Below are 26,050 nucleotides of genomic sequence, written 5' to 3' on the forward strand. Positions count from 1 at the left end.
AACCTCCAAATAACTATAAATTATTTGGAGGTTTCACTATGAATGAAATAAAAAATGTTATTAACAAAATACTTAAAGCAACTTCAAAAATTAATCAAGAAATTGAAATTGCTCTAATTAGTAATTCTCGTTCAAAAACAAAGATTATAGAAAATATGAAAATACAATACTCAGATGAAAATGAGTTTTTTACAGATAAAGAATATTCAGAAATTTTAGATGGTATTCAGACTTCAGAATTTTATGTGCATGCTTTTTTCAATGAACTAAATTTTATGTCTGATATATTAAACAAAAAATTTAGCCTTGAAAACAAAATTGTTTATAACTTGGCAAGAAACGGTAAAAAGCCTGGAAAAAAATCTCTCATTCCATCATTTTGCGACCTAATAACATTACCATATACTGGCTCAAATGCATTTGTAATTTCATTATGCAGAGCTAAATACACATATTCTAAATATTTAGAAGCGCACGGAATATCTATACCTAAAAGTTGGATATATATTGGTCAAAATAAATGGCTTAATGATTCTAAACCCGATATAGGAACACAAATTATTGTAAAGTCTATGTCTGAATCCGCAAGTATAGATATAGACAATAACTCGATTAACACTTTCAATAAAAATTCTTTAGATTTTTTAGAAAATATATTTGTTAATAGAAAACAACCTTTGTTTATACAAGAATTTATATCTGGATTTGAATGTGAGGTTCCACTTATAATATCTAATGAAGTACATACCATGCCTCCTGTAGGTATATCAATTAACAATAATCTTAATCTAAACAAAGAAATTTTGACTTATGAACGTTCATTTGAAGATGATTATAATTTTTATAACTTATCTGAAGTAATAAACAAACAACAATGTTTATTTATTCAAGAATTATCAGCTAAAATAGCTAAAATTATTGGATTGCAAAACTATGGTAGGATTGACTTTAGAATTGATAATTTAGGCAACCCTTATTTAATTGATATTGCTTCAACTCCATACACAACAAAACATAGTTCTTTTGCTTTTGCATTTGATAATTTATGCATTCCTTATAGTGAAATTTACTCAACAATAATCGGTATAACTTACTTAAGATATAAGAATCAATTTACTTCATTATAATGAAGTAAATTGTAAATCTGAAAAAAGAAATAACCTACAAAAAAAGTTGCAAGAACAATCGTCCTTTTTTGAATTTTCATATACCCATTTATCCAATTCTTTTGGTAACAAGGTTATTTTTCCCTCCAATAAAAGTTGAAGAGATTTGTTACGATAATTTATTTTTCGCTTTATCTTTGTAAAATAATTAGGGAAAGAAGTGTTTAACTCATTTAAATTCTTAGTTGCTTCCTCCCAATTTTGAGTTAATGAATTTAGCGCAAACTTTATATTGCATAAATAATATTTATAAAATTCATCATCATTATTATCCAATATTTCATTTTCAAGAGTATTGAGTTTTATAAAACATTCATTATATTCTCCTAAAATAGCACAGATATTAATTAAATTTATATGTATTATTGCATTACTCTCGTTATATTGATCATTTATTAATTTTTCAAACTTTTTTTTCATTTTAATTGTATATTCTTTTGAAATATTATCGCTATAATAATTTCGTAAGAAATAGGCTAAATATAGATTATTGTATATTTTGGACTGAGTTGGGAATTTAATAAATTTATATTTTCTAATTGAATTTAGACAAGCATATAAAGAATTAATCGCTTCATCATATTCACCTAAAATAATTAAATTTCCAGAGTGGTTACAACATGACAAATAATATTGGTATATATCCACATTTTCATAAAAATATTTTATACTTTGAGATGTATAGTTTACAGCTTGTACTGGTTCTTGAAAAATACAGGCTTTTCTAAATATTATATTTTTTAAATACTGTAAACTACTATTAACATGAGACTTATTTAGTAGTTTTTCTAATTGATTATAAACTTCTTTACTAGAATTATAATCATTTAATTTATTGGCATATGTGGAAAATAGAACCAATGCGCATCGACACCATTCATCTCTTTCATCTGTATATAAATCGTCCATTTTTCCACTTAAAACCTTAGTTGCTTCATATATATTTTCAGTATCCATATCTATTAATGATTTTACAATAAGATGAAATCTGGCCACTTCTGCTGTAAATAGAAAAGGGCCTATCATTGGTATTTTTAATAATTTATTATTAGCATCATCATACATTTCTTGATAATAACTTTCATATGCAGATTTTAAATTAATAAAATTATCATATAAATCTATTATTTCTCTGTCACTTGACGATTCATCTTTCAATTTTTCAATTTGCATTAAAATTGAATTTGATTCAGAAAAATTGCCATTGTTTTCTAAACTTCTGCAATAAGCTATTGTTAATAAATTAATTATTTCAATAATATTGTTTGAATTAGATAATTTTAAATGATATGCTCTACTGATATAATTTTCAGGTTTGTATTTCTTCAAATACTCAGCATATTTTTTATGAAATATTTTACTTTTTCCATTTAGTTTTTTATAAAATAAATTTCTAACTAAATAATTAGAAAACATAAATTCTGCTTCACCTTTTAAAATGGATGCTTTCTGTGATTCGTCTAAAACAGCCTCCACATCAACTATATCTTTATTATAAATATACTTTATTTCATTTGAATTAAATGTACCTTTAGGAATTGAAGATACTTCTAAAACCTCTATGAAATATTCTTTTTTTTCGCCAAACTGATCCATGCGGTTATCTAATAAGTTCATAATATCTATATTATTATAATTCAATATAAAATTATCCGATTTTGAATCTGTATATTCTTCAAGAAACATTTTTATAAAACTAATATTCCCACCTGTTAGAGACATAATAATATCTTTTAGCTCATTAGTCAGGTCAACAGTATATCCTAAAACCTTAGAAATTTCCTTTAATTCATCTTTATCTATCATTTTGATTTTTATATTATGACTTTTTTTCTTGAATCTATTGATATAATTACATTTTTCTATAGCAGAATCATCCTCATCAGCTATAATTAAAACTATCACCCTTTTGTCTTTTAGCACATTAGGATAATTAATAATAGTATTTAATAATTCTTGAGAAGCAGAATCCCATAATTGAAAACTATCTGCTATTATTACAATGTTTTCATTTACATCATTATTTAGATCCACAAATACAGAATTTGTTTTATCATTAAATATGCTATTCTTTTTAAAACTAGTTGTGATACCCAAATTCATTATTGTTGGTATACTAAACCCCAAATTAAAGTTTACATTTGATAACTGATAATTATTTAACTTAATCTTATCTGAATTCGAAAGTGTAATAGTCGCATATGATTCTACCAAGGGATCTTTACCTTCTATATAATAAAAAGACCAATTTTCGAATTGGCTTAAAACCTTTGAAATAAAATCTAGAATTATTTTTGATTTCCCACTTCCTATTGGTCCCTCAAAATAAATAAAATCATTATTATTATTGTTAACTGATATAATTTTTTCTATTTCCGAGTAAATTTTCTGCTGTTTTAAAGTTAACATATAGTGACCTCCAAATAATTTATAGTTATTTGTATATTATTCTATCTAAAAATACAAATTCCTTCCATAATATTAATTTTTTTACCAAATTTCGCATAGAATTTTGTAGTTTACTTCTGATATACATATAAATTCCAAAAATCTCATATCAGAATTTAGAATATCATTAACTCAATATGCCAATCTTAAAAATTCTTCTAAATTTGCCTATGACTACGATAAAAATCGCTTAAATAGATTTATTTAGATACAAAATCATCTTTGCTCTCACTTATTTATATTTCATCTCTTATGTTGATTAGCCTTTTTATTTAATTCATTAAATTATTAAAGATGAGACTTTCTATGATATAAGAAAATCTCATCTTATTGAAATATATTTTTCTATTAGATAGTCTAAAAGTATATCTGTACTTCTGAATTATGTATTTGAGGCACTTCTACCCAATAATCCTTTTCATACCTTTCGTTGCATATAAAAACCAATGTCATAATCTGATTTAAACGATTTTTTTTCATTTCTAATTTTTCAAAAGCTCCTTAATACACCTCAAAGGACTCTTTAAAAACTCATTCCTAGAAACCATAATCACATTTTCTCCTATTACACTCATTATGTTTTTATCATCAACAATAATTTTCACATCATCTATATTAAAAGCTTTAATTTTACTTTTATCATCGATATTATTATCTGTTTCAATAGATATTTCACTATAAGTCTATTTAGCTCCATGAATAGCCTAAATTCATCTTTTGTCTTAATATATAGTTGTGCCACTTTCTTTGAATTATGTAGTAGATACAAAGTTGTATATATAAAGTTTCTAATAGACTGATTTGATATTTCTATTTTATTTTGAAGCTTATACCACTCTTCAATCTCAAACTTATAGCATAGCGTGTCATCAGCCTTTGGCAGCTCATGTATTTCACTTCTTTTTACTATGTCAATATTCTTAATTTTCCCATACCACAATATCCCTGCATCATCACCAAACTTGTTTTTTGACTGATACAAAGCAATATACTTGATATTGTTTTTAGCTAAATTGACTTTATTCTTTGGAATGTGGTAAAAGTTATATTTAATGCTTGCTTCTAGTTGTTCTCTACCTTTTAATGATCCAATTAATACCTCTCTTTTATCAAAGTACTCATCTTTTAAATAATCCTCTTTTCCTACAGGCTCTATTGCTCTTTCATAACTTGAGTAAGAAGATTCATCAATGATTTCATCTAGGAAATCTTCCATGAGATTTGTAGTTGAAGGTAAAAAAGGTATAGCTCCTATATTAACTTCTTCTATACTCCTATAAAATTTATGATTTTTAAATTCTTCTTCATTATTATATGGGAACAATACAAATGCTCCAAAAATGCAGTTATTTATAGCTCCGACAGGATTCTTTATTTTATCTTTACGTTCTAATAATTTATCTTTGTTATAATCATAAACAATAGCATCTCTATATCTATGCATTGTATTAATATCCTCTTCCTTAGGACCAACACTTCCATATGCCTGAATATATTCTGGAGATGTATCTATCTTATATTTTGCATCAAATATGAATTCATATGATTTAATGCTGCTATCTTTATGCATTGATAATATGTTATCCGGCTTTTGTGATACTGTTTTGGAGCTTCTTCTGGAATTATAGTAAACTTTGAATTTTTCATTTGTTTGTTGATTATAATAAGTAAATGATGATTCAACACCTTTTACAAGTGAAACTGTAATCCCATCTTTATTTATTTTTAATATATCAGAGCTTACTAATTTATATTTCTTTTTAAGCAATGAGTTTATCTTTATAAAACACCAATATTCATATAATAATGAAAGCTCCTTCATTGAAAGACTGAATATATTTGAATTAATGCTCAATCCTTTTTGAAGCATAAGATAATATTTATATACTTCTTTATATCCATTCCCCATGGAAAATACTAATGAAAGATTGGCCTCATTATATTCACCTGGAATATTTCTTAAAATTGAAGTATTAATTCTTTTATTTATCTCCCTTTTAAAACTGTTCAATTTTTCTAATATTTCTTTGTCATTGTTATTAAGCTTTTTTAACTTTAAAAGAAACTTATCTATTTTATCAATTACTTTTAATAGCATAAACTTTAAGAATCTATTTTCTTTTGTATTGGTAGTTACAGTTTTATTTGTGATTAATGCTTCTTTAGGCAAATAGGTGCCATTTATCTTTTCCATTAAATATGGTCTTTTTTCTAAATATTTTATTGTTTGATTAGTTGCATTTCTTATTTTATGATATTTTACTACCCTTGAATCTTTTTGAAGTTCATGATATGGATTATATAAGATTATGTCTATGGATTTCTTTAGTTTATCAAAGACATAATTTAAAATGCTATAAAATTCACTATCATTATTATTGCTCTTATTATTTATTTCAGAAGATAAATAAGTTCTTCCTAAAAATCCATAAGCCAAATTATAGATTTCTTCATTTACATCTTTTAAAATAGCTTTATAATCTTCTTTATAACTTATTTTTGTTGGATATACTTCTAAGATAATTTCAAGTTCTATCTTATTACTAACCTTAACTACAAAATCAGTAGCTCCAATATCTCCTTTAAAGTTTATTACACCACTTAAGTTCTTTGATTTTGAAGTTATTGGTGTTACCTTATTTCTTATATTTATATTTTCATGATAAAACTCTACTGCAGCGCCATTTTTGCTCTGAATTATAATTTCATAATTGGAGTATTCTTTAAGAAATAAGCCTTTTATATATTCAATATCAGATTCGATGGGATCTTTATTAAATCTATTAATCCTTAAGATTGCTTCATCACTTATGCCATATCTTTCACCTTTAAGAACAAAGATTATATTTTCTGTTTCTACAGATATAAGTTCATTATTATTGCCAGAAGGTTGTGAATCCATCTCTTATGAACCTCCTGATCATATAGATAATTTTTTCATTAGTTAATTTGAATTTATAATTTATTTTATCAGAACCTTCATTTAAATCTGTAACTTTTTCTTTTAAGTCTTTCAATTCTTTTTCTTCTAAATATTCTCTATTAGAAAATCTATAATCATTGAATAATTCAAATATATCAAAAAGCATATCCAAAACTTCATTGCTGCTTCCACTTATTTTAGGGAGAATCTTTTGAACAATGCATAAATCAAAGGCTTCATCAAAACTCATTAAATTATCTTTAACAGCATAAATCATATAAAAAGTTATCTCATCTCTTACTCTATATCCAAAATGATAATTATATTTTTCCAGAATGCTGTTAATTTTAATAAGTTCACTTATGGCCTTTTGAGCTGTATCTTTATATTCTTTGCAATCCCGAATTTTTAAGAATTCTGATTTTAAGAAATCATTATGATAAATTTTAATTTCATCATTAATATTAGTATTATCAGAGCTTGTATCATCCTCTTCAAAAGAATAACTTAAATCTACTTTATTAAATTCAATTGTATTTGCTCTATCTAAAACCTTTTTACTAAATGGGAAGGTTGTTTCATCCATATTTACTGTGCCTATAATATATAAATTTTGAGGAATATAAACATCTCCATAAGTACTAATAGATACAGAATCCCTTCCTATCTGTTCTTCACCAAGAAGAGTATTAGTTATTATTTCATTATCTTCATTTAATCTTCTTGTTTCCATAAGAGATAAAATGTCACTAAAATAATACTCAACTCTAGCTAAATTCATTTCATCTAAACAAATGAAATATGGAAGCTCAGGATTCATCATAGCATCATAACAAACCTTAGTTATTATTCCAGGTGTAAACTTCCCTTCAATATTTCTAAAGCCTAAAAGATCTGTACTATCTGACCAATCTGGTTTTACTGGAACTAAATTAAATCTTTTATTTTCTGCTGTAGCTCCAAGCGCCTTTGCAAATAACTCTACAATTTTGCTTTTACCTGTACCTGAAATTCCTGTGAGAATTACAAAAGGTTTTGTTTTTAGTGATATGTAGAGATTTTTAATTAGTGATTTTTCATAGGTATAGCCTTGATTAGTTATGAAGTCATAAATATATTCTATTGTTGGTTCAACATCAACACCTGAAATTATTTGATCTTCATTTTCTTCTTCGTTGCTTTCATCCAATTCATCATTCTCTATAAATCTTTTATAAGATTTTAAAGCACACGAATATCTGGAATGTTCTTTCTCATTACGTTCAATAAGCACTTTACTTTTGGAAAAGTAATCCATAATTTCTTCCACATCTTCAGCACAATTGATTTCGTAAATATTCATCCTTTTTCCTAATTCTTCTTCAAGTATCTCATCTATTTTATCAATTGCGGTTTTATAATTTCCAATTGTCTTAGGCTTATAATTATTTTTCTTCATCCAACTCTTAAATTTATCAACATTATTCATATCTAATATTCCCTCTTAATTAATCTCTACAAAATATCTTTTATGCTATGTATAATTTTCATCATCTATAGTTGATTACTTTCATAACGTTTTTTTAGCAAATTCCAACATTCTTCTTTTTTACACCATTGAGTTATATTTATTCCCTTTACTTCTGGATCCATAAAGTGTTTCCAAACTTTTAATGCTAGTTCTTCAATTATTAATGAGACATCTGCTGATATTGTTTGTTTTCTCCATATTTCTTCATCATCAATTTGATTTGCATAAAATTCTGATATTAAAGCAATAGTATAATAATTAACTTGTGCTTTATATCCTCCAAACTTTTGATTTGTTACTATTCTATCACATTCCTGAAATAATATAACTTTAGAAATCATAGAAATATAGCTTTCTTCATTCGGTTCTTTTATTTCTTTGTTTTTAACCATTTCAGAAAACTTAATGAAATTAGTTTCTAATCCTTTACTCACTATATCAGGATATTTCATCCATGCCATTATACATTTAGCTGCTACCGTTTTAGAAATACATTGGCTTTTGGGATTCATTTCTTTAAATTTCCGTTTCATTGCAGTTGTAGGTTGTCTATTTAATTCAACCATGTACTGTCCACGTGCACGCTCATAAAACCATCTATTATTTGATTTCCCCTTTTCTGATGGTACATACATTTTTCTTGATAATCTTTCAACTTTAATATGATATTCATCATTAGCGCTGAAATCAGACATATTAATTTTATTCTGACTGTTGGCATATTTTGATATATTTTGAATAATCTCCTGTGACTTTTCCTTATCTTTTATAACAGTTAATTTCATTTGCACACTTACATTCTCTAAATCTAATTTATTTTGTAATGCACTATATATAGAAGCTGTGGTCTGCCCCCCATTTACAATCTGCCAATTTCGAAGTTCTTTAATTGTAACAACTTTATCTGTGGATTTTTCTTCGTCTAATTCTATATCCTCTGCTACTGTTGATATACCATTATTATATGCCATAAACATTTGTGGCTCCTTAGTCAATGTTTCTTTTAAACCCTTATTTATTTTTCCTGTTGCTTGCAAAAAAGACCTGACATTTTTTTCAATAAGTCTTTGTCCCTCGTCTTTATATATGTTAGCTAAATAATTTCCAGGAATTATACCTATGTAACAATCATAAACTTCATTACTATCTTCAACTTTTATCATTTGTAAATTATAATTATATTTCTTTTGAAATCTAATTACTAAATCTTCTTGAACTTTATTTTGAAAAATATATTGGCATATTCTCTCTAAATCCCAAACATCAAATTTTACAACAATATTATCAATTTTAATGTCTTTAGGTATGTAATTGACTGCTTCTTTATTGGTTAACAAAATAACTTTAATATTTTCGATGTTTCGCATATTTTCTTTTACAAATTCATATATCTGATAGCCCTCACTTGACTCCTCAGTATTAATAAAATAATCTGTTTTGCAGTTTCTAAAAAACTTTGTTGCTAATTTAACAGCTTTATTTATTTCAGTCTTTCCTATTTTATCTGTAATTCCTCTATTATTATAATCACATATAACCAGTGTTAGTGTTTGAAAGTATTCATCGTACGAATATCCATTAATTTTCATCTTTTCATTAGACTTTTTATATGAAAAAATATTGCAATTTGCTAAGAATGATTCTCCTGCATCTATAACATATGATGTAAAAATAGTTGTAAAAGAGTCTTCCATGCTTATTTTATTTTTTAATGAATATTCTCTTACTTCTTCAACTAGTTCTTTATTAAAATCCTCCATTTGAATAGTAACCATTACTTACTCCTTTAATCCATCAATAAACTTATTTTCTAAAATTGAAAATCTATCACATGCATCTAAATTTATAGCATAGCTAACATTCCCTATATTATTAGCTATTAAAGATTTTGTAATTTTCGGGAAGTCCTCTTTAATATGAAAAAATCTTATTTCTCTTTCTGTAAATCCTATTTGATAAAATTCTGATAAATTCTTAATATATCCATATTTAAATAGCATTTCATCAAATATCTCAATTGCCTCAATCTGTGATATTTGCTCAGAAATTCTTTTGACTATCTCTGGAACTGTTTCTCCATCAGATTTACTTCTTCTTAATGATGCAAACATTAAGTACAATTCGCCTGATACATCATTATTATCTAATTGATATTCATTACTAATCGTAGCTTTGTTTCCATTATTAGAGCTTGTAGTTTTAACTTCTATAGCATCACCATTTATATAAAAATCGTGTGTTTCACCATTACAGCCTGTCCAAAAACCTAAAACCTTGTCTCCATATTTTCCCATAAGCTTATTTAATAAAATCAATTCTCCATATAGCCCCTGCTGTTTTACATCAGACATAATTACTTCATTATTCATAACAAAAAATTGTTTCCATTTGCTTAATACTTTTCCAATAACATTTATAATTGTTCTTTTATCTTTACATACTAATAATTTATCTATCAAATCTTGTATCACAGTTTCATAAATAAAACTATCATGCTCAGGTAGCTGTTGAAATACAATAAAAATATCATCAAATTCCTCATAACTTATATTACTTAAAACAACATTTATTCCCTTCCAATTTGGAAATTTACTTACTAAACTACTATCACAATCTTTCGGCAATCTAAAGGCTACTTCGCGCGTATTTAAGCGACTATTATAATATATTATACAAACAATGCTATTATCAAAAACATACCTTCTAGAAAGAATATGTTGATTTTTATACTCTTGTTTTGAAAAGTCATAAATTATTTCATCGAATAACTTACTCAAAGATTTCATCAGATTCACCTTTTAAACCTATTTCATTCATTCTATATGAAATCAGTTTTCCTTTTCCTTTATTATGTGGAAAAACAACTGCTATTCCAAGTGGATTTTTATGTTTCCTTAATTTATCTAATAACTTACTTCCACTTTTTCTATTTACATCAATAGGACATATGATAAGTAATCCTTTTTCTGCACTTCTTATTTGCTCCCTTATATAATCACTTGTTGCTTTTTCACCTTTGTTCTCTTTTTTCGCTTTTAGCACTTCTATTTTATCGTATTCTTCCTTTGTAAAGTCATAGTATTGAAAATCACCTGATGTTAAAGTTTGAATAGAGCATAATTCTTCATTAACTATACTAATATTTTCTCTTTCAACACCTGATCCTATTTTTAAATTTGCAATATCTATATGAGGCTTTCCTCCTGTATTTATTAAACACACTGTCCAATTTATTAATCCGCCATATTTCATTTGATCTTCAATATATTCAGCCATATATTTACTATTAGCTTTATTTGCATTTTGGGATGTTTTATACTCCATTAAAAAATCTGCAATAATATGACCATTAACATTTTTCCAGAAATAATGCTTGCTTGTATTATCTTTTCTTTCAATTGATTTCCAATAGTTCTCTACTGGTTTTCCCAAAAGCAACAATAGTCTATTAGTTGCTTCAAAATTTTTGTCATATTTATCTGCATCTATATCCATAGACCGTGTTTGACTAAATACATTGCTAAAAGTAAGCTTTCTTTCTTCTCCTGTTTGAACTTTTTTAGGATTAGATATTTTCATATCAGGATGAGTAGCTACTCTTAATCCAAAGTTTTCAGGTGTTTCTTCAATATTATTCATATAATCTATTTGTTCCCTTAAGTCATCTGTTGCCAATGAAATATGCTTAAACCAAGCAAACAAATCATCTTGAACATATAATCTGCATAAATCTACATATCCAGGTCTAAATCCAAACCAACGACCCATTTGCATAAGTGTATCATACATTTTTGTTTCTCTAGTAAAATAACTAACTGTTAATCCCTCTAATGTTAAACCTCGTGCTAATTTATCTCCACCAATTGCAATTACATTATATTGCTTTCCTTTATGCTCTTTATATAATAAGCAATCTTTACTTTTACCATTAATACTATATATCTTAATTAAATCATTGCTAATTAAGTTTTTAATTTCATTAAATACTTCTTCCCATGTGACATTATCTATGTCATTCATAAAGCGACTATGAGTAATTCTCATTTGATTTGTAGTTTTTTCATAATCATTTTGCCATAAATTCTGTAAATAATCTATGGTCTCAATATGACCATCAATAATTTTACAACCTAAAATATCAAAATATTTAGAAATTTTAATATATACTTGCTTTTGAATATCTGTCAATCTTGCAACGTGTATTAACATTGAATTTGGTTCACAACTTTGTCCTCTACATATCCTTATTGCAGTAGATAATAAAAATGATTTTATAGCTTTTTGTAAATCTTCTGGCAAATCATTAACCACTTTATTTTTAGCATCAATAAAACATAATGCTTTATTATCTATTTTTCTTCTTAAAGGCATTGCAACATTATTTTCATCTCCAAAAAACTCATGTGCTCCTATATAATTTGATGGTTTTGGTAAACTAAGAATAAAATGTGTTGGAAATAAATCTTTACCATGCACAGTTGTATCAACTTGATTTGGAATAAAAATGTTAGCATATGGAGTAGCAGTATAACCTACATAAGATCTGCAATCAAACATATGGAATAAGTCTCTTATTTGTTCATTAATTTTTGAAGGGTCATCTTCATTTTGAAGCACACCATCACTATACTCATAATTAGTATTAACTGAAGCTTGATCCGCTTCATCATCAATCAATAAAAGTGGATAATTTGCATCCATATATTTTCTATTTCCTTCTTTATCAAATCTATGTTTAGGATTTTTTCTAAAATACTTCATTAAATAACCTAGAACTTTATAATTTTTCTTAACAATAAGAATAGTAGTATTATCAGGATCAATAAAAACTTTTGATCTCTCATTATTAAAATCACCATTATCATCTCTTGTAGTAAGTGTTTGAATACTCAAATTCGTTTTGAATTTTTCACCTACACCAATAATATTTGTTTTGTATTCCATTTGTTTTAATAAATATTCCAAACTTGTTTCAAATCCAAGAACTTCTTCATCAATTCTTGATTGTGTTTGTGCACGTAAATTGTTATGCATTCCTGCTAAAACTATAATAATTTTATACCCTGAATCAACTGCTTTATTAATCAATCCAATATAATGCGCTGTCTTGCCAGATTGAACATAGCCTACTACCATACCTTTGCGTTCAATTGAATTTTTTAATCTTGGATTAGCAATTGCATTCATTACCTTATTGGTAGTTATGTCAATGCTCTTTTCTATTGCACTTCTATCCCATCGCTTATCTTCTTTAAGATATTTTGCATATCGATCCCAATATTCAGTTCTAGTTTCTTCTTGTGCAGAGAATTCATCCCACCATACTGAATTCCTTACTTCTTCATTGGTTATAAAAGTTGCTGGCTGTTGCTCTCTTATCATACTTATTTCTTGCTGCAGATATTCTTTTAACCTGCCAGTATCATTTACTTCTTCTCCAAAAATGACCATTGTTTTATTAAGTGCTTTTTCAATAGCTTGTTCCAAATTTTCTGATTTTTTATCCAACTTTGAACAATAGAATTCATATGCTGACATATAAATTCTCATTTCGCTCTCATCTAAACTTTTTAAATTAATCATTGAATCTCCTCCTCAATTAACTCTCTAATACCCTCTTCCATATATCTATAAGATGTCATATTACTTATAGTTTCAAAAATCTCTTCGTTTTCAAATCCATTTTTTCTGAAGACTTGAATTAATTTTTTAATATGTAATATATCTTTTTCTCTTTCATTCAATTCATATTTATTTTTCTTTGTTGTACTCTGCATAATTTCAGTAATGCCACTCATCATAACTGGAGAATAATTTTCAACAAGTGATAAATATGCATTTAAGCTATTCTTCTCTTCATCTGTTAATTTATTTTTTAATTCTACAAGTATAGGATGTTTTTTATTCAAGAAAAACGAATAGTTACCCGAACTACTTTTTCTTTGTTCCCAAACATATGATAAATTAGAATTGTTTGAATTAATTTTTTTTGAATATGTTCCTCTTGAATTATATACACTCGATGATTTATCTGCACAAATAACGGCAACTTTTTCTAACAATTCTTCAATATATACTGGTGGCACTGCTTTTGATTTTTTAATATCAATTTGCCAATCAAAATCGCAACCTGATTCCATATCAATCTTAATTCTTGCTAAATTATATGATAATTCTTTTTTTAATATATTAAACCATGTCCCAAAAATCAGAAGTCTTTTATTCCTATAGATATAAAACCCTTGATGCTGAAACCATCCTTTAGGTCCACCGGCTTTTTTATAATCTTCTTCAGAATAAAATTTTGTTTTATGTGGTAAAATAAATGGTTCTATCTTAACTGATATATTCCCATCATAATATGTCTCCTGACTTAATTCTTGTGTAGCCGTATTATTCTGTATAAATGGATCCCACGCATTAACTTCATTATTATTAATTTTTATTATTAATCCATCATCTTCTATAAATCTATGAAAAACTAATCCAACATGCAGCCTAACCTTACTTATTGTTAGGAAAAATTTATTTTCTGATTTTTTCAAATTGTTTTTATCTATTATTTTATCTAGCTTATCAATAATTACAACAGTTCCATTTTCAAAATCTTTTAGCATATCAATACAATTAGGTATTAGTTCATCATTAGTATTAAAAATAAGTACATTCCACAAATTTAATTTTTCAATTCTTTCTAAATCCCAACAAGCATTTGAACAAATTCCATTTTCCTTGGTGAACACTGTCAATCTTTTCCCTAATGAAAAAGCAGCAGTTTTCATACCCATTCCGAATCTACCTAAATCATTTTCTTTCCTTAGACTATTAGGGTCAGCTGAACCAATCTTCATTGATTCCAACAATGTCTTTTGTGACATTCCCTTCCCATTATCCATTATAATAATTCTCTTATTTTCCCATTGAAAAAATATTTCTATATTAGAAGCATCCCCAGATATACTATTGTCTATAATATCTGCAATTGCGGTTTCTTCTGTATACCCCATTGAACGCAATGAAGATAATAGTAGATGTGCATTTGGTATTAACTCACATTCATTATATTTATCCATAAATTTCATTCCTATCTAACATATCCATTTCACTTATACATATCATTTATAATTCTATTTTATTTTATCTTTTAAGTATTCTTTAGGTTTATCGCCTATTAGTTCAAGTACTTTTTCCGCAATAGCTCTTGATAACATAGGCGGTACTGCATTTCCAATCTGCTGATACTGACTATCCTTTTTTCCATAAAACACAAAGCTGTCTGGAAATGATTGCAATCTTGCTGCCTCTCTTACAGATATAGCTCTATTGAAAATAGGATGTACCCACATAGCTTTTCTAACATTAGTCACTGTTCCTGATGGTTTTTTATATTCTAATCTTTTATAGATTGAGCTTTGTGTCCTTTCTGGATTAGCATATGACTCCTTTAGCTCATCTTCTAAATCGTGAAAATTTTCACCCTGTTTAAGTACTTCAAATCTTTTCATTGCATCTTCTCTTGTTTCAGTTATAATTAAATTTTTTATTTTATCACTATCACACAAATAAGTTTGCAATTTACTCAATTTATTATATTTTTTCCTTTTGACACCATAATCATCTTCTACTTTAAAATAATTGTCATACTGTTCCAAGTCAGATATAGCATCTTTAATTGTAAAATATTCTTCATTTGCCAAAATCATTTCAGGTTTTGTTATTTCTTTTTCCTTCAAATATTCTTTTTTTATTCCAATAACTATTAATCTATTTCTAAATTGAGGAACACCATAGTTACTTGCATCTAGTATAAAATCATTTAATTCATATCCTAGTGAGCTTAATTTTGCTTTAACATATTCAAATATATTATAGCTTCTTAACCATAAATATATAGTATTATCCTCTTTCAAAACTTCATCAATTATAATATCGTTATTTTGAACTTCTACTAGTTTATAAACTATTCTCTGAATCTCTACAATTTCAATTATATGCTTTAACATAAAATCTAAATTTTTATCTAAAATACTGTTCCTTAAATTTATAAATGCTTGTTGATATTCATCACATAAATATGATGAATGTTTAGATAACCATTCTTTTAATGTGCTTCCACATTCCTTTTGCAATACCTTAATATCAATTTTTGACTTATCTTTTTTTATTAATGTTCTTAGAATACTCAATAATTTATCATTTAATTTATATTTAGTAAAATCATTATTTAAATCTAGTATATTAACTATACTATCAAAGCACTCATCTACCAATTTATTATTTCTTGCAATTCCTATTTTATCTGCCTGCACTTGTAATTTCTCTGCTATTAAATTATCATTTAAATCACTATTGGATAAATAGAACTTATGCTTAGACGATTTCATTGTTTTAACATTTTCTAATATGAAACCTTTGGGTTTCAAGCACTCTATCGCTCTAATATATTCTTTTACTAATTTATTATTATTAGATATTAGTGTGTTTCTCTGCCTGTTTGCATTAGAAAATCCTTGACAAGGAGGACCACCTATTACAAAATCTATATCACCATACCTATCTTTTATCTCTGAAAAGTTTACATCATGTATATTACTTTTTATCTCAATTTCATCATTCTTATGATTTTCTTTGTATGTTTTTTGAGCATTTTCGTTTATTTCAACTGCCAATTTAACTTCAAATTTCTCTGTTTGCAAAAATCCATAACTTAATCCCCCTGCTCCTGCAAATAGATCTATTAATTTATACTTACACATCTTTTCCTCCACGTTTATCATCTGTCTTCAATTAATTTGAACATCTATTCTTATAATATACAAATTAATGCAACTTTACAAAACATTTTATGTTTCAAATAATAATTTATTTACCTGAACCAAAACTTTTCTCCTCATAAGGCCTCTCAACTCTATAACCAACAACATCCCTCATATGTTCCACAAATACATCATCCAAAACATACTCTCTAATATCCCCCAACAATCCCATCCAACCTTCATAACAAACTTTAAATAAATCCCCATGGCTCTTTAATAAAAACTTAACAGGATTATCCATAGCCAACTTCACCCACTTCTTCTTGTAATTTAACTTCTAAAAGCTTGTACTTTTCATCTCCAGATGCTGTTAAAGTATCACATTCTCTTCCATATGCTTTTATTATTTCTGGAATTTTATCTCTTACCAATTTATTATAGGTTTTCATCACTTTTTACTCTTTTCATAATTATTTATTTTATTATAGATTACTTTTAATCCTTAATTATGCTTTTACCCAAATTTACCATTTTCTTAATTCGCTTAATCTATAAATACTTTAATATAACTACATAGTTATTTACTTCCTTCAGAATAATTATCAATTATATTTTTTGTTATTTTAAATATTCTAGATTTACTCCAAACTTTGTAGTCACCAATAATATATAATCTGTATTTTGCACGAGTTGCAGCAACATTAACAATATTCGGCTTAACCCAACTAACTGCACGTCCTGCCTTTTCATCACATCCAAGAATAAATATTACTTCTTTAGCTTCTTTTCCTTGGAATTTATGAACTGTGCCACAATAATTATCAACCCAGATTTCAACATCTTCCTTATATTCATTTAGTTCTCTCGATTGATTAATCATTGCTTTAAGGCCATTTATAACTGTTGTAAATGGTGAGATCACATATAAGTTTGGAATTCCATTATAATTTTTAAAACTGGTAGTAATTATTTCAAGCGCTTTTTTGCCTTGTACTTCAATAAAGTGGTTTCTCTTATAGTTTTCATTTCCACCTACATTTATCCAACAAGATTTTTTGAAAACAAATTTATCCTCATCATCTTTTTTAGCTATGACAGTCTGCATTTTCATCGTTTCCCCATATGATAATTCATTAGATATCTTGAACATAGGATTAATGCAACGTCTATGTACAACGAGAGGACAGCCTATCCATATAGGCGGAGCATCCTCATTGACTGTGTCCTTTATATATGATCCAAATTTATTAAGTCTATCAGCAAATCCTTGCACTGATATTGTTTTGTCTATATATGGTAGAATAGTTTTATCTGAAAATGCTCTTTTTATTGCATCAGCATCATCTGTAACTACTGGTTCAACTTGTTTTGGATCTCCAACCACGATTGCTTTTTTGCATCTCCATAATGCTCCTAAAGCAACATGCGGAGCCGCTTGTCCTGCTTCGTCTATTATTAATAATCCTAAATCCCCTTGTTCTATTATATTCCCTAAAAAGCGGCCTACTGAAGCAAAAGTTGTAGACATTACCGGAGTTAATAAAAACAGTGTATTTATTAAATGTTTATATGACATCTTTTTATCAGTTTGACTATATGCACATAATTCATTATTACAATTCTCACGAAATTTCCACATCATAGAGAGATTTTTAAAATTATCTCTACAAGCATATGATGATAATAAAAACTCCTTATGTAACTTAAGTGCAAAGTAAAATAACTTTTCCCTTTCTCTATTATACTCTTCTGTTACCCATGGATTTGATATTTGAATACTTATATTAGTTTTTTCGTCTTTACTTTCAAACTTTTTCCAAAATTCATCATCTATAACCACCATATTTTTGCTGTGCTCAATTAAAATATCCTGCAATTCTTTTCTATCATTTAAAATAGTATTTTTAATATTCTGTATGGTATAATTATCTCTATTAATCATATTTTCAAAATCATTTATTATATTTTTTTCACTTTCTATCTTATTGCAAATTTCAGCGATAAACTTCTCATATTTATCCTTTAATCCTAATATTGAAATATGCTTATCCTGATTTTTTTCAACTTTCTCTATTAACTCCTTAATTTGCTTTTCAATTTTACCTAGTTCTTCTTTTAAAGATATAATCTGTCTTAACCTCTGAGTTTGCATCCATTTCCCAAATATAATCTCATACCACTTTCTAGCATCCTCTTTTTGAATAATGTTTTCCCGAAACTTTTCAATCATTTTCTTTGCATTTTGAATTTCTATTTTGTAATCATTAAGTTCTTTTAGAACTTTTAATTCATTCTCTTTAATATCCGATAAAGAGTCACTATTTTCCTGCTTTTTAATTTTCAGGTCTTCTAAATCTTTTAAATGTTTTTGTATCTCATTCTTTAGATTACTAATCTCTTTCTGAACATTTTCCAGTGCACTTTTATTTCTTTTTTCCTTTATCTTATACTCTTCTGGTAATCTACTAATTTTTGATAGTTCTTTTTTTATTTCTTCGACTTTTAATAGTTGGTTTTTAAAATCTTTTTTTGCAATTACATAGCTTTCTTGTCGTTTTTCCACAAGTTGGTTACTATAATAAAAACTCTCAATAACTTGATTCAAAACAGTATAACAATACTTTCCTATATTTGATGATTTCCCCATAGGCGCAGAAATTAATCCCCACTTGTTTATATCCAAAGAAGATTCTATTTCATCACTACCAGCCATTAATTTATATGCCAGCCATGAAAAATATACATCCTTCTTCTCTACAAATTTCACTTCAACTTTTCCTTCTTCATTTTTATCAAAAATTTTATATGTTTCAGTACTTAAATTTTTAGATGTATCAAATAAATTAATAATATCAGCTAATCCATTTGCGGTAGTATCGCTATCCTCACTATTTATTTTAAGACTATCAATTAGAGCTTCTTCATCCGGAAGCTCTTTTGTAATATTTTCTACAGCTGCATTATTACAAGAGGCTACAAGCATGCTAAAATCAGATAATCTATCATTCTTAAAAGCATAATATTTATTACAAAACTTATCGTATCCATTATTTGTGAAAGTACCATTTTCAAAATATCTAACTTCAAATGCATCATCAGCTTTCTCATACTCACACAATAATTCTGCACGTTTAACTATATTGGATGCTATAACTTCTTTTAATAATGTCGTTTTCCCTGTTCCTGGAGGACCGTTTACTGAAAATATTTTTCTAACTTCATCATCTTCACTAATTCCTATATTAATGGCAACTTGCTGCATTAATGCTGATCTAAATCTAGATGGCCATTTACCATAAGGTGCTTTATCTGCATGTAACCATTTTTCAATCTCACTTTTATTATTACGTATATCAATACGCTTTCCATCATTAATTGAGATATCAAAATTTTGTTGTTCATAATAGGAGCTAACTATATAATCTACTATATCTAAATACATTCTGCTGTTATTATTATATTCAAGAGATTTTTTTACTATTTCTAAGTCATCCGTGTAAAACCCTTTTAAAAGTTCACTAACATCTTCTACCTTTTCATCTTCTCTTTCAAATGTCTTCTTACTATCATATCTAGTGTAGATAAAGCTACCTTTTATATTAATTTTCATCCACTCATCCGAAATAGGTTTTATATATTTTTCTACGACAGCTTTATATATATTCTCAATATTCTCTTTTTTTAATGATTTCGTAGTACTAATATCCTCTTCAAATGATTTCATATCATTATAATAATTTATACTTGATATAACCCCATCTATTTTCCCGCCAAACTTATGACATTTGTAAATCCCCCATACTAATGGAGATATTCTAAAACTATCTTTCTCATATACACCATCTTTATTTACTTTTAGTCCAATTAAGCAAACTTCACTTATATCTTTCTCAGGTCTATCATCATCTAAATTCAAACATTTATATAAGCTATTAATTAAAATTTCTCTTTTTATTTTTCCTATACACAAATGTATGGCACTACTATGTAAAGGATATTTTGCGAAAAAAGTATCATCTCTTTCTATAATTTCTGAAATCTCAAGTTCAAACGGAAAATCATAGAATAATCTAAACATATTAATATGTCTTTCTTTTTCATATTTGTCCAATTTTCCTTCTTGCGCTTTTTTTACCAATTCCACTTTCTTCCCATTATCCTTAGTATTTTCAGGGAATGATTCTTGATTCAAAAATTCGATTATGTGCCAAAATTCTACTATTTTATAAGCTATATCTCTCTTACTTTCTTTCAACGGTATTTACCTACTTCCTACATTATATGTATATTCTAAATAAACTTCTCCAAAACTCCAAACCCCTGATTAACCGCCACTCCATAAACAGGTCCAATCTCCTGCTTTAGCTTTTTCACAAATTCTTCTTTTCTTTTTTCTGCAATAAACCTTTTAGCATTTTGTATTTTTAAAACTTCTCTATATTCATCAATTTGATTTTTTCTATTTTCGTTAACTACATAATCAAAAGCTTCGTATTGTATTTCACAGAACTTGTCTATATACGAATCATAAGGAAGCAGATTATCGCTTTTCTTACTATTGATGTTCTTAAAAGTTGGCACTAAATTCCACATTTGATCATGAAGTACAAAGCTCCAAGGGATGAAGTGGTCTATGCTTAGCACTCCATATTCCTCATAATTATTAGCTGTGAAAGCTAAACCAGTATATAAATCCTTTATATGCTTATGATTTATGACTTCCCTCCATATTTTTGTCTGCTCTCTTAATGCTTCTCTATTTTTAGGTGCTTCTAATTTCATTGCTATTCCTGGTACATTTGGATTTCGTTTTTGTAGAAAACATGTAAGTTCATAATAAGCCCAGCCTTCAATAATTTTTCCGTTATATTTTAAATAATTGCACCAGTTATCTCTTATCCTAATAGAATTTTCATTTTTCTCATTTACATATATTTCATAAACGCAGTTATTATCTTGTTTTGATAATTCTTCGATTTGCTTTTCAACCTTTCTACCAATAAGCTTACCTTTGAAAAAAGGTGCTAAAAACCTATATGGCACATTATAAGTTAAATCTTTAAGCATTTTTCTTATATTTTTATCTTCAGTATTATATATAAGCTCTAAAAGTTTAGCTTCATTATAATTACTTCCTATATTATAAGTATCCGAAATGTAATTAACTACCTTAGCTAAATTATCACATAAGCCAAAGCTAAGCTTACATTTTAAAATTGGATACCAAGCCTTAACTACCATCCTACTTACTAATTCTCTAAATTCAATTTCTTTTTTATCATAAGAAACTTCATCTAATATGGCTAACAACCAGTACATTTTATAGCTGGCAACCGTATCATTTAATACTCCTGCAAATGTAGCATAATCTACTTCGTTACTATAAGGCACCTGACAAATTCCCTTATATAAAGTGTCAAAACCTTGATCTTCCTGTAAAGCTCTATCCTCTAGAAGGCTAGACTTAGAAATTTCCTTTGGCAATATTATAGTTTCTTGTGGTATATATACTTTATTCATACAGCCTCACCCATTTTAATACAATCCACCTACATTTTAACACAAAAATAAGAGTTTACTCTACATAAACTCTCATAAAACATAACCAGCAAATAGAATCATATAAATGTCATCTCTGTTCTTATTATATATTTCTATTTTTTTGCGGCTCTATAACCTGCCGCTTCAGCTTCTTCTATTGTCTTAAACCATTGTTGAACTTTTTTAGTTCTATCATAATATGTACTGCCTGGAATATGATATATGTAATCAGCGCTTCCTTTTATAAGTCCACTTCCATTTGCATCAACATATTGTTTTACGCTAGAAGTATTACTAACATTATCATTTGTATTTTGAGCAGATGTATTGGTTGTCCATACACCATTACTTCCTAAATAATATCCATCAATAGTAGTATCATGAGCTATATATCCGCTGGAATTAAAATAATACCAATTTCCATCTATTTGTCTCCAACCTGTAGCCCATGAGTTACCTTCTGTATACCACCAACCCATATTATCACTTTTCCATTCAGCGTGAGCTGCAACTGGGGCCATGACAAACAATGCTACTAATGTAATAAAACTCGCAATAATTTTTTTGAATTTTTTCATTATAATTCCCCCTTGTTAATACTTATTTTAGTAAATTATTCTACAAATAAATATATTTTCCTTCTTAAATTGTCAAAAAGGTTTATTAACAGATTTAAGGACAATCCCTTCCTTAAATCCCCCACGCTCTTCTCTCTTTTTATCCCTAGCTTTCAAAAGCTCCTCTTCACTATAACCTAATCTATCTGCAAGCCCAAACAATACTTCCATTACATCAGCCAATTCCTCTAAATTTTTATCCTCTAAAAATTCATTAACTTCTTCTTGTAATTTGGCTTCTAAAAGCTTGTACTTTTCATCTCCATCTGCTGTTAAAGTATCACATTCTCTTCTATCTGCTTTTATTATTTCTGGGATTTTATCTCTTATCAATTTATTATAGGTTTTTTCACTATTCTCATTTATTTTATTATTTTCCTTTAAATTCCCATGATCTATTTGCATTTTTATCCCTCTTTTATCTTCCATAAGATATGTATTTCTCATTATATTTTATAATATTTATTGCTAATCTTTCATTTTAAATTTCATTGTTCCTGTTTAGCTTACTTATTATTATTTCATATATATGAGTATCCTAAATATAATTAAAATCTAGTTTAATCAAATATATCTTTTATAGTTTTTCCTTTTATAAATTGTCCATGCTTACTAACAGCTCACATCTTACTATCCAACTTGCTCTACATCTTTCAACCTTTTAGCTAAACTCACCTGTGAAAAAGTATATAAAATTAATGCCGCCCATATAAATCCAAAAGCTATCATGTCTACTGTTGTAAAACCTTCATTGTACATAAAGATTCCTATAATCAGACTTATAGTTGGCGAAATATATTGAGTGAAACCTATCAATGATAACGGTAATCTTCTAGCACCACTTGCAAAAAGTAGCAATGGAATGGCTGTAACTACGCCAGCACCTATAAGTAAACATATTACCAGTGTCCCTTCTGTTTTGAAAGCTCCAACTCCGCTAATATGTCTAAATGTCATATATGCCACAGCAATTGGTGTAAGCATGGCTGCTTCAAGAGTTAATCCAACTATAGAGTTAGCCTTAACTGATTTTTTAATAGCTCCATACAGTCCAAAGGAAATAGCCAGTCCTAAAGAAACCCACGGAATTTTACCATATTGCACAGTTTTTATTATTACTCCAATTAAAGCTATAAAAAGTGCACTGCCTGTCCAATAACTTAGCTTTTCCTTATAAATCACCACACCTAGTAGTACTGCTAGTAGTGGATTTATGTAATAGCCAAGACTCGCATCTACAATTCTATTTGAATTAACAGCCCAAATATATAGTCCCCAGTTAATTGCAATTAGTATTGAAGCAATAAATATATAAAACATTTGTTTCTTATATTTAACTATAAACTTTAATTCCTTCCATTGTTTAGTCACTATAATAATTAATATTGTAAATGTAAAGGCCCATACAATTCTATTACATAAAATTTCTATAGGATAAACACTATCTACAAATTTCCAATATATAGGCAAAACGCCCCATAACACATATGCACTAACTGAATATAGTACCCCTAAAGTTTTTTCGTTACGCATTAATTTTCCTCTTTTCTTTATTTTCTAATTTCAAACTATAACATATTCTAACACCAAATTAAGAGTTTACTCTACATAAACTCTCATTTTAATCCAATTATTTACTTAACGGATTTAAGTACAATCCATTTCTTAAATCCCCCACGTTCCTCTCTCTTCTTATCTCTAGCCTTTAAAAGTTCCTCTTCACTATAACTTAAGCTATCTGCAAGCCCAAATCCATTACATCAGCTAATTCTTCTGAATTCTTATCCTCTAAAAATTCATTAACTGCTTCTTGCAATTTAGCTTTTAAAAGTTTGTATTTTTCATCTCCAGCTAAACTTGAAGTATCGCATTTACGTCCATCTGCTTTTATTATGTCTTATATTTTATATCTTATTAATTTATTGTATGTTTTTTCATTATTTTAATTTATTATTTTATTATGTTCACTTAATTTCCCATAAAGCATTTGCATTTTTCCCTCTTTTATCGTCCATAGGCACCTCAGATATTGTTTCAGATCCATTTTCTAATCCAATAACTACTGTAATTGCTAAACATAATGCATCTATAACATCATCTATTTCACGGATTTTGCCACATATTCCATAAGATAATGGACTTAAGCTTACGCCTAAATTTGCTTTATTTTCTTCAATAGCTTTTGTGTGGTTTTCAGCATACACAGCTTGTCTACATGGAGTATTAAATATACTTGAAGTTTTTCCTTCTGTTAAAAGCTAAATGCCAAAACAATCTCCTCATCTTTTCCTATTACCGGCTCCCCTTCAGTGATCTTCATCAGATCATCATTTTCTACTTCATCAACAACACTAATTTCATTAATCTTCTCTTTTTTCTTAGGCTTACTTTTATTTTTCACATTTTTCTTCTCTAAAGTAGTTACTATCTCATTAGGTAAATGCTCTTTGCTTTTGTATTTTTCCACCTTTAATTTCTGAGTAGCTTCATTATCTACTTCCGTTACATTTTTATTACAGCTGTTTAAATGTACACTTGTACTTGTTTCCATACAGCTTTTATTATCAGCAGTAGTGACATTTTTATTTGCAATATTATCTTTTATATCAATTACTTTATTATCCTTATGTTTATTCTCACTCTCCACATTAATGCTCTCTATACAGCTGCTAGATAGCTGTTTCTTATCATTAATTTCAACTTCTTCTGCCTTATGTTTATTTTGAACTTTTTCTTTTGTTTTAATATTTTGATGCTTTACAAAGTTTTTTACTTTATATATTTTATCTTGAGTGAGTTCAACCATTTCTAAGTCTATAAAAGTTTTTATAGCTAATTCTATTTCAGATACTTCTCTATTGAACTCTATAGCCAAAGTCTCTAGAGTATATGGTATATTTCTAGATAAAAATAATTCTCCTTCTAAATTTACCTTACCTGCAAGAACCACAAGCCTAGTCCAAACATAATTTATAAGATCTCTTTTTTCCATTCTATCTATTATTTTGAACTTTGTATCCTCATACATATTCACATTAAATTTAACACATTTTCTTTCTCTCATTTTTAACACGCTCCTATATAAATAA

The 26,050-nt window shown here is 27.4% G+C and carries 16 protein-coding genes and 3 pseudogenes; 1 reads left to right on the forward strand and 18 read right to left on the reverse strand.

Going from position 1 to position 26,050, the window contains the following annotated elements; genetic code table 11:
- Positions 1-38 precede the first annotated feature (38 nt).
- A complete protein-coding gene (locus AXY43_RS02005; RefSeq protein WP_105410881.1) occupies positions 39-1,127 on the forward strand; it encodes a hypothetical protein in 1,089 nt (362 codons plus the stop codon).
- Here the strand turns inward: AXY43_RS02005 and AXY43_RS02010 are convergent.
- The 18 genes and pseudogenes from AXY43_RS02010 to AXY43_RS02095 all read right to left on the reverse strand — a co-directional run bounded on the left by AXY43_RS02010 (position 1,122) and on the right by AXY43_RS02095 (position 26,025).
- Positions 1,122-3,575 carry an ATP-binding protein gene (locus AXY43_RS02010; protein ID WP_105410882.1) on the reverse strand — a complete coding sequence of 818 codons (2,454 nt, stop codon included), beginning with the start codon at positions 3,573-3,575 and terminating at the stop codon, positions 1,122-1,124. The genes AXY43_RS02005 and AXY43_RS02010 overlap by 6 nt on opposite strands.
- Positions 3,576-4,224: 649 nt before the next feature.
- Positions 4,225-6,516 (reverse strand): DUF2357 domain-containing protein, encoded by a 2,292-nt coding sequence (locus tag AXY43_RS02015; protein ID WP_105410883.1) that lies wholly within the window; start codon positions 6,514-6,516, stop codon positions 4,225-4,227.
- Positions 6,491-8,005, reverse strand: coding sequence for an McrB family protein (locus AXY43_RS02020; protein WP_105410884.1), 1,515 nt, complete (start codon positions 8,003-8,005; stop codon positions 6,491-6,493). The genes AXY43_RS02015 and AXY43_RS02020 overlap by 26 nt, the downstream gene beginning before the upstream one ends.
- 65 nt (positions 8,006-8,070) lie before the next feature.
- Positions 8,071-9,822: an AIPR family protein gene (locus AXY43_RS02025; RefSeq protein WP_105410885.1), complete on the reverse strand. Its 1,752-nt coding sequence runs from the start codon at positions 9,820-9,822 to the stop codon at positions 8,071-8,073.
- Positions 9,823-9,825: 3 nt separating this feature from the next.
- Complete coding sequence (locus tag AXY43_RS02030; RefSeq protein ID WP_105410886.1) at positions 9,826-10,833, reverse strand: PD-(D/E)XK motif protein; 1,008 nt, start codon at positions 10,831-10,833, stop codon at positions 9,826-9,828.
- Complete coding sequence (locus tag AXY43_RS02035; RefSeq protein WP_242986072.1) at positions 10,817-13,630, reverse strand: Z1 domain-containing protein; 2,814 nt, start codon at positions 13,628-13,630, stop codon at positions 10,817-10,819. The genes AXY43_RS02030 and AXY43_RS02035 overlap by 17 nt, the downstream gene beginning before the upstream one ends.
- Positions 13,627-15,120, reverse strand: coding sequence for an ATP-binding protein (locus AXY43_RS02040; RefSeq protein WP_105410887.1), 1,494 nt, complete (start codon positions 15,118-15,120; stop codon positions 13,627-13,629). Before AXY43_RS02040 ends, AXY43_RS02035 begins: the two co-directional genes overlap by 4 nt.
- Positions 15,121-15,174: 54 nt before the next feature.
- The gene (locus tag AXY43_RS02045) at positions 15,175-16,803 is read right to left on the reverse strand and encodes a DNA cytosine methyltransferase (RefSeq protein WP_181246047.1); all 1,629 of its coding nucleotides are present in this window, start codon (positions 16,801-16,803) and stop codon (positions 15,175-15,177) included.
- 106 nt (positions 16,804-16,909) lie between these two features.
- Entirely contained in the window at positions 16,910-17,104 is a 195-nt protein-coding gene (locus AXY43_RS02050; protein WP_105410889.1) for a hypothetical protein, read from the reverse strand.
- A 7-nt stretch (positions 17,105-17,111) separates the two neighbouring features.
- A pseudogene (locus AXY43_RS02055) lies at positions 17,112-17,252 on the reverse strand (phosphoribosyl-ATP pyrophosphohydrolase); the annotation flags it as partial.
- A gap of 128 nt (positions 17,253-17,380) precedes the next feature.
- Complete coding sequence (locus tag AXY43_RS02060) at positions 17,381-21,058, reverse strand: DEAD/DEAH box helicase (protein ID WP_105410890.1); 3,678 nt, start codon at positions 21,056-21,058, stop codon at positions 17,381-17,383.
- Positions 21,059-21,093: 35 nt separating this feature from the next.
- On the reverse strand, positions 21,094-22,323 hold the full coding sequence (locus AXY43_RS02065; protein ID WP_105410891.1) for an HNH endonuclease domain-containing protein: 1,230 nt from the start codon (positions 22,321-22,323) through the stop codon (positions 21,094-21,096).
- 134 nt (positions 22,324-22,457) lie between these two features.
- Positions 22,458-22,922, reverse strand: a complete 465-nt coding sequence (locus tag AXY43_RS02070; protein ID WP_105410892.1) for a sunset domain-containing protein — start codon at positions 22,920-22,922, stop codon at positions 22,458-22,460.
- A 72-nt stretch (positions 22,923-22,994) separates the two neighbouring features.
- On the reverse strand, positions 22,995-23,366 hold the full coding sequence (locus AXY43_RS02075; RefSeq protein ID WP_105412488.1) for a nucleoside triphosphate pyrophosphohydrolase: 372 nt from the start codon (positions 23,364-23,366) through the stop codon (positions 22,995-22,997).
- Positions 23,367-23,591: 225 nt separating this feature from the next.
- Entirely contained in the window at positions 23,592-24,494 is a 903-nt protein-coding gene (gene rarD, locus AXY43_RS02080) for an EamA family transporter RarD (protein WP_105410893.1), read from the reverse strand.
- Between the two features lie 101 nt (positions 24,495-24,595).
- A pseudogene (locus AXY43_RS02085) lies at positions 24,596-24,855 on the reverse strand (nucleoside triphosphate pyrophosphohydrolase).
- A gap of 70 nt (positions 24,856-24,925) precedes the next feature.
- Positions 24,926-25,198 (reverse strand): annotated as a pseudogene (locus AXY43_RS02090) (DUF429 domain-containing protein); the annotation flags it as partial.
- A gap of 14 nt (positions 25,199-25,212) precedes the next feature.
- Positions 25,213-26,025, reverse strand: a complete 813-nt coding sequence (locus tag AXY43_RS02095; protein ID WP_105410895.1) for a phage replisome organizer N-terminal domain-containing protein — start codon at positions 26,023-26,025, stop codon at positions 25,213-25,215.
- Between the last annotated feature and the right edge of the window lie 25 nt (positions 26,026-26,050).

Origin of the sequence: Clostridium sp. MF28 (assembly GCF_002969175.1) — a bacterium.
In the GTDB taxonomy this organism is placed as follows: Bacteria; Bacillota; Clostridia; order Clostridiales; family Clostridiaceae; genus Clostridium; species Clostridium beijerinckii.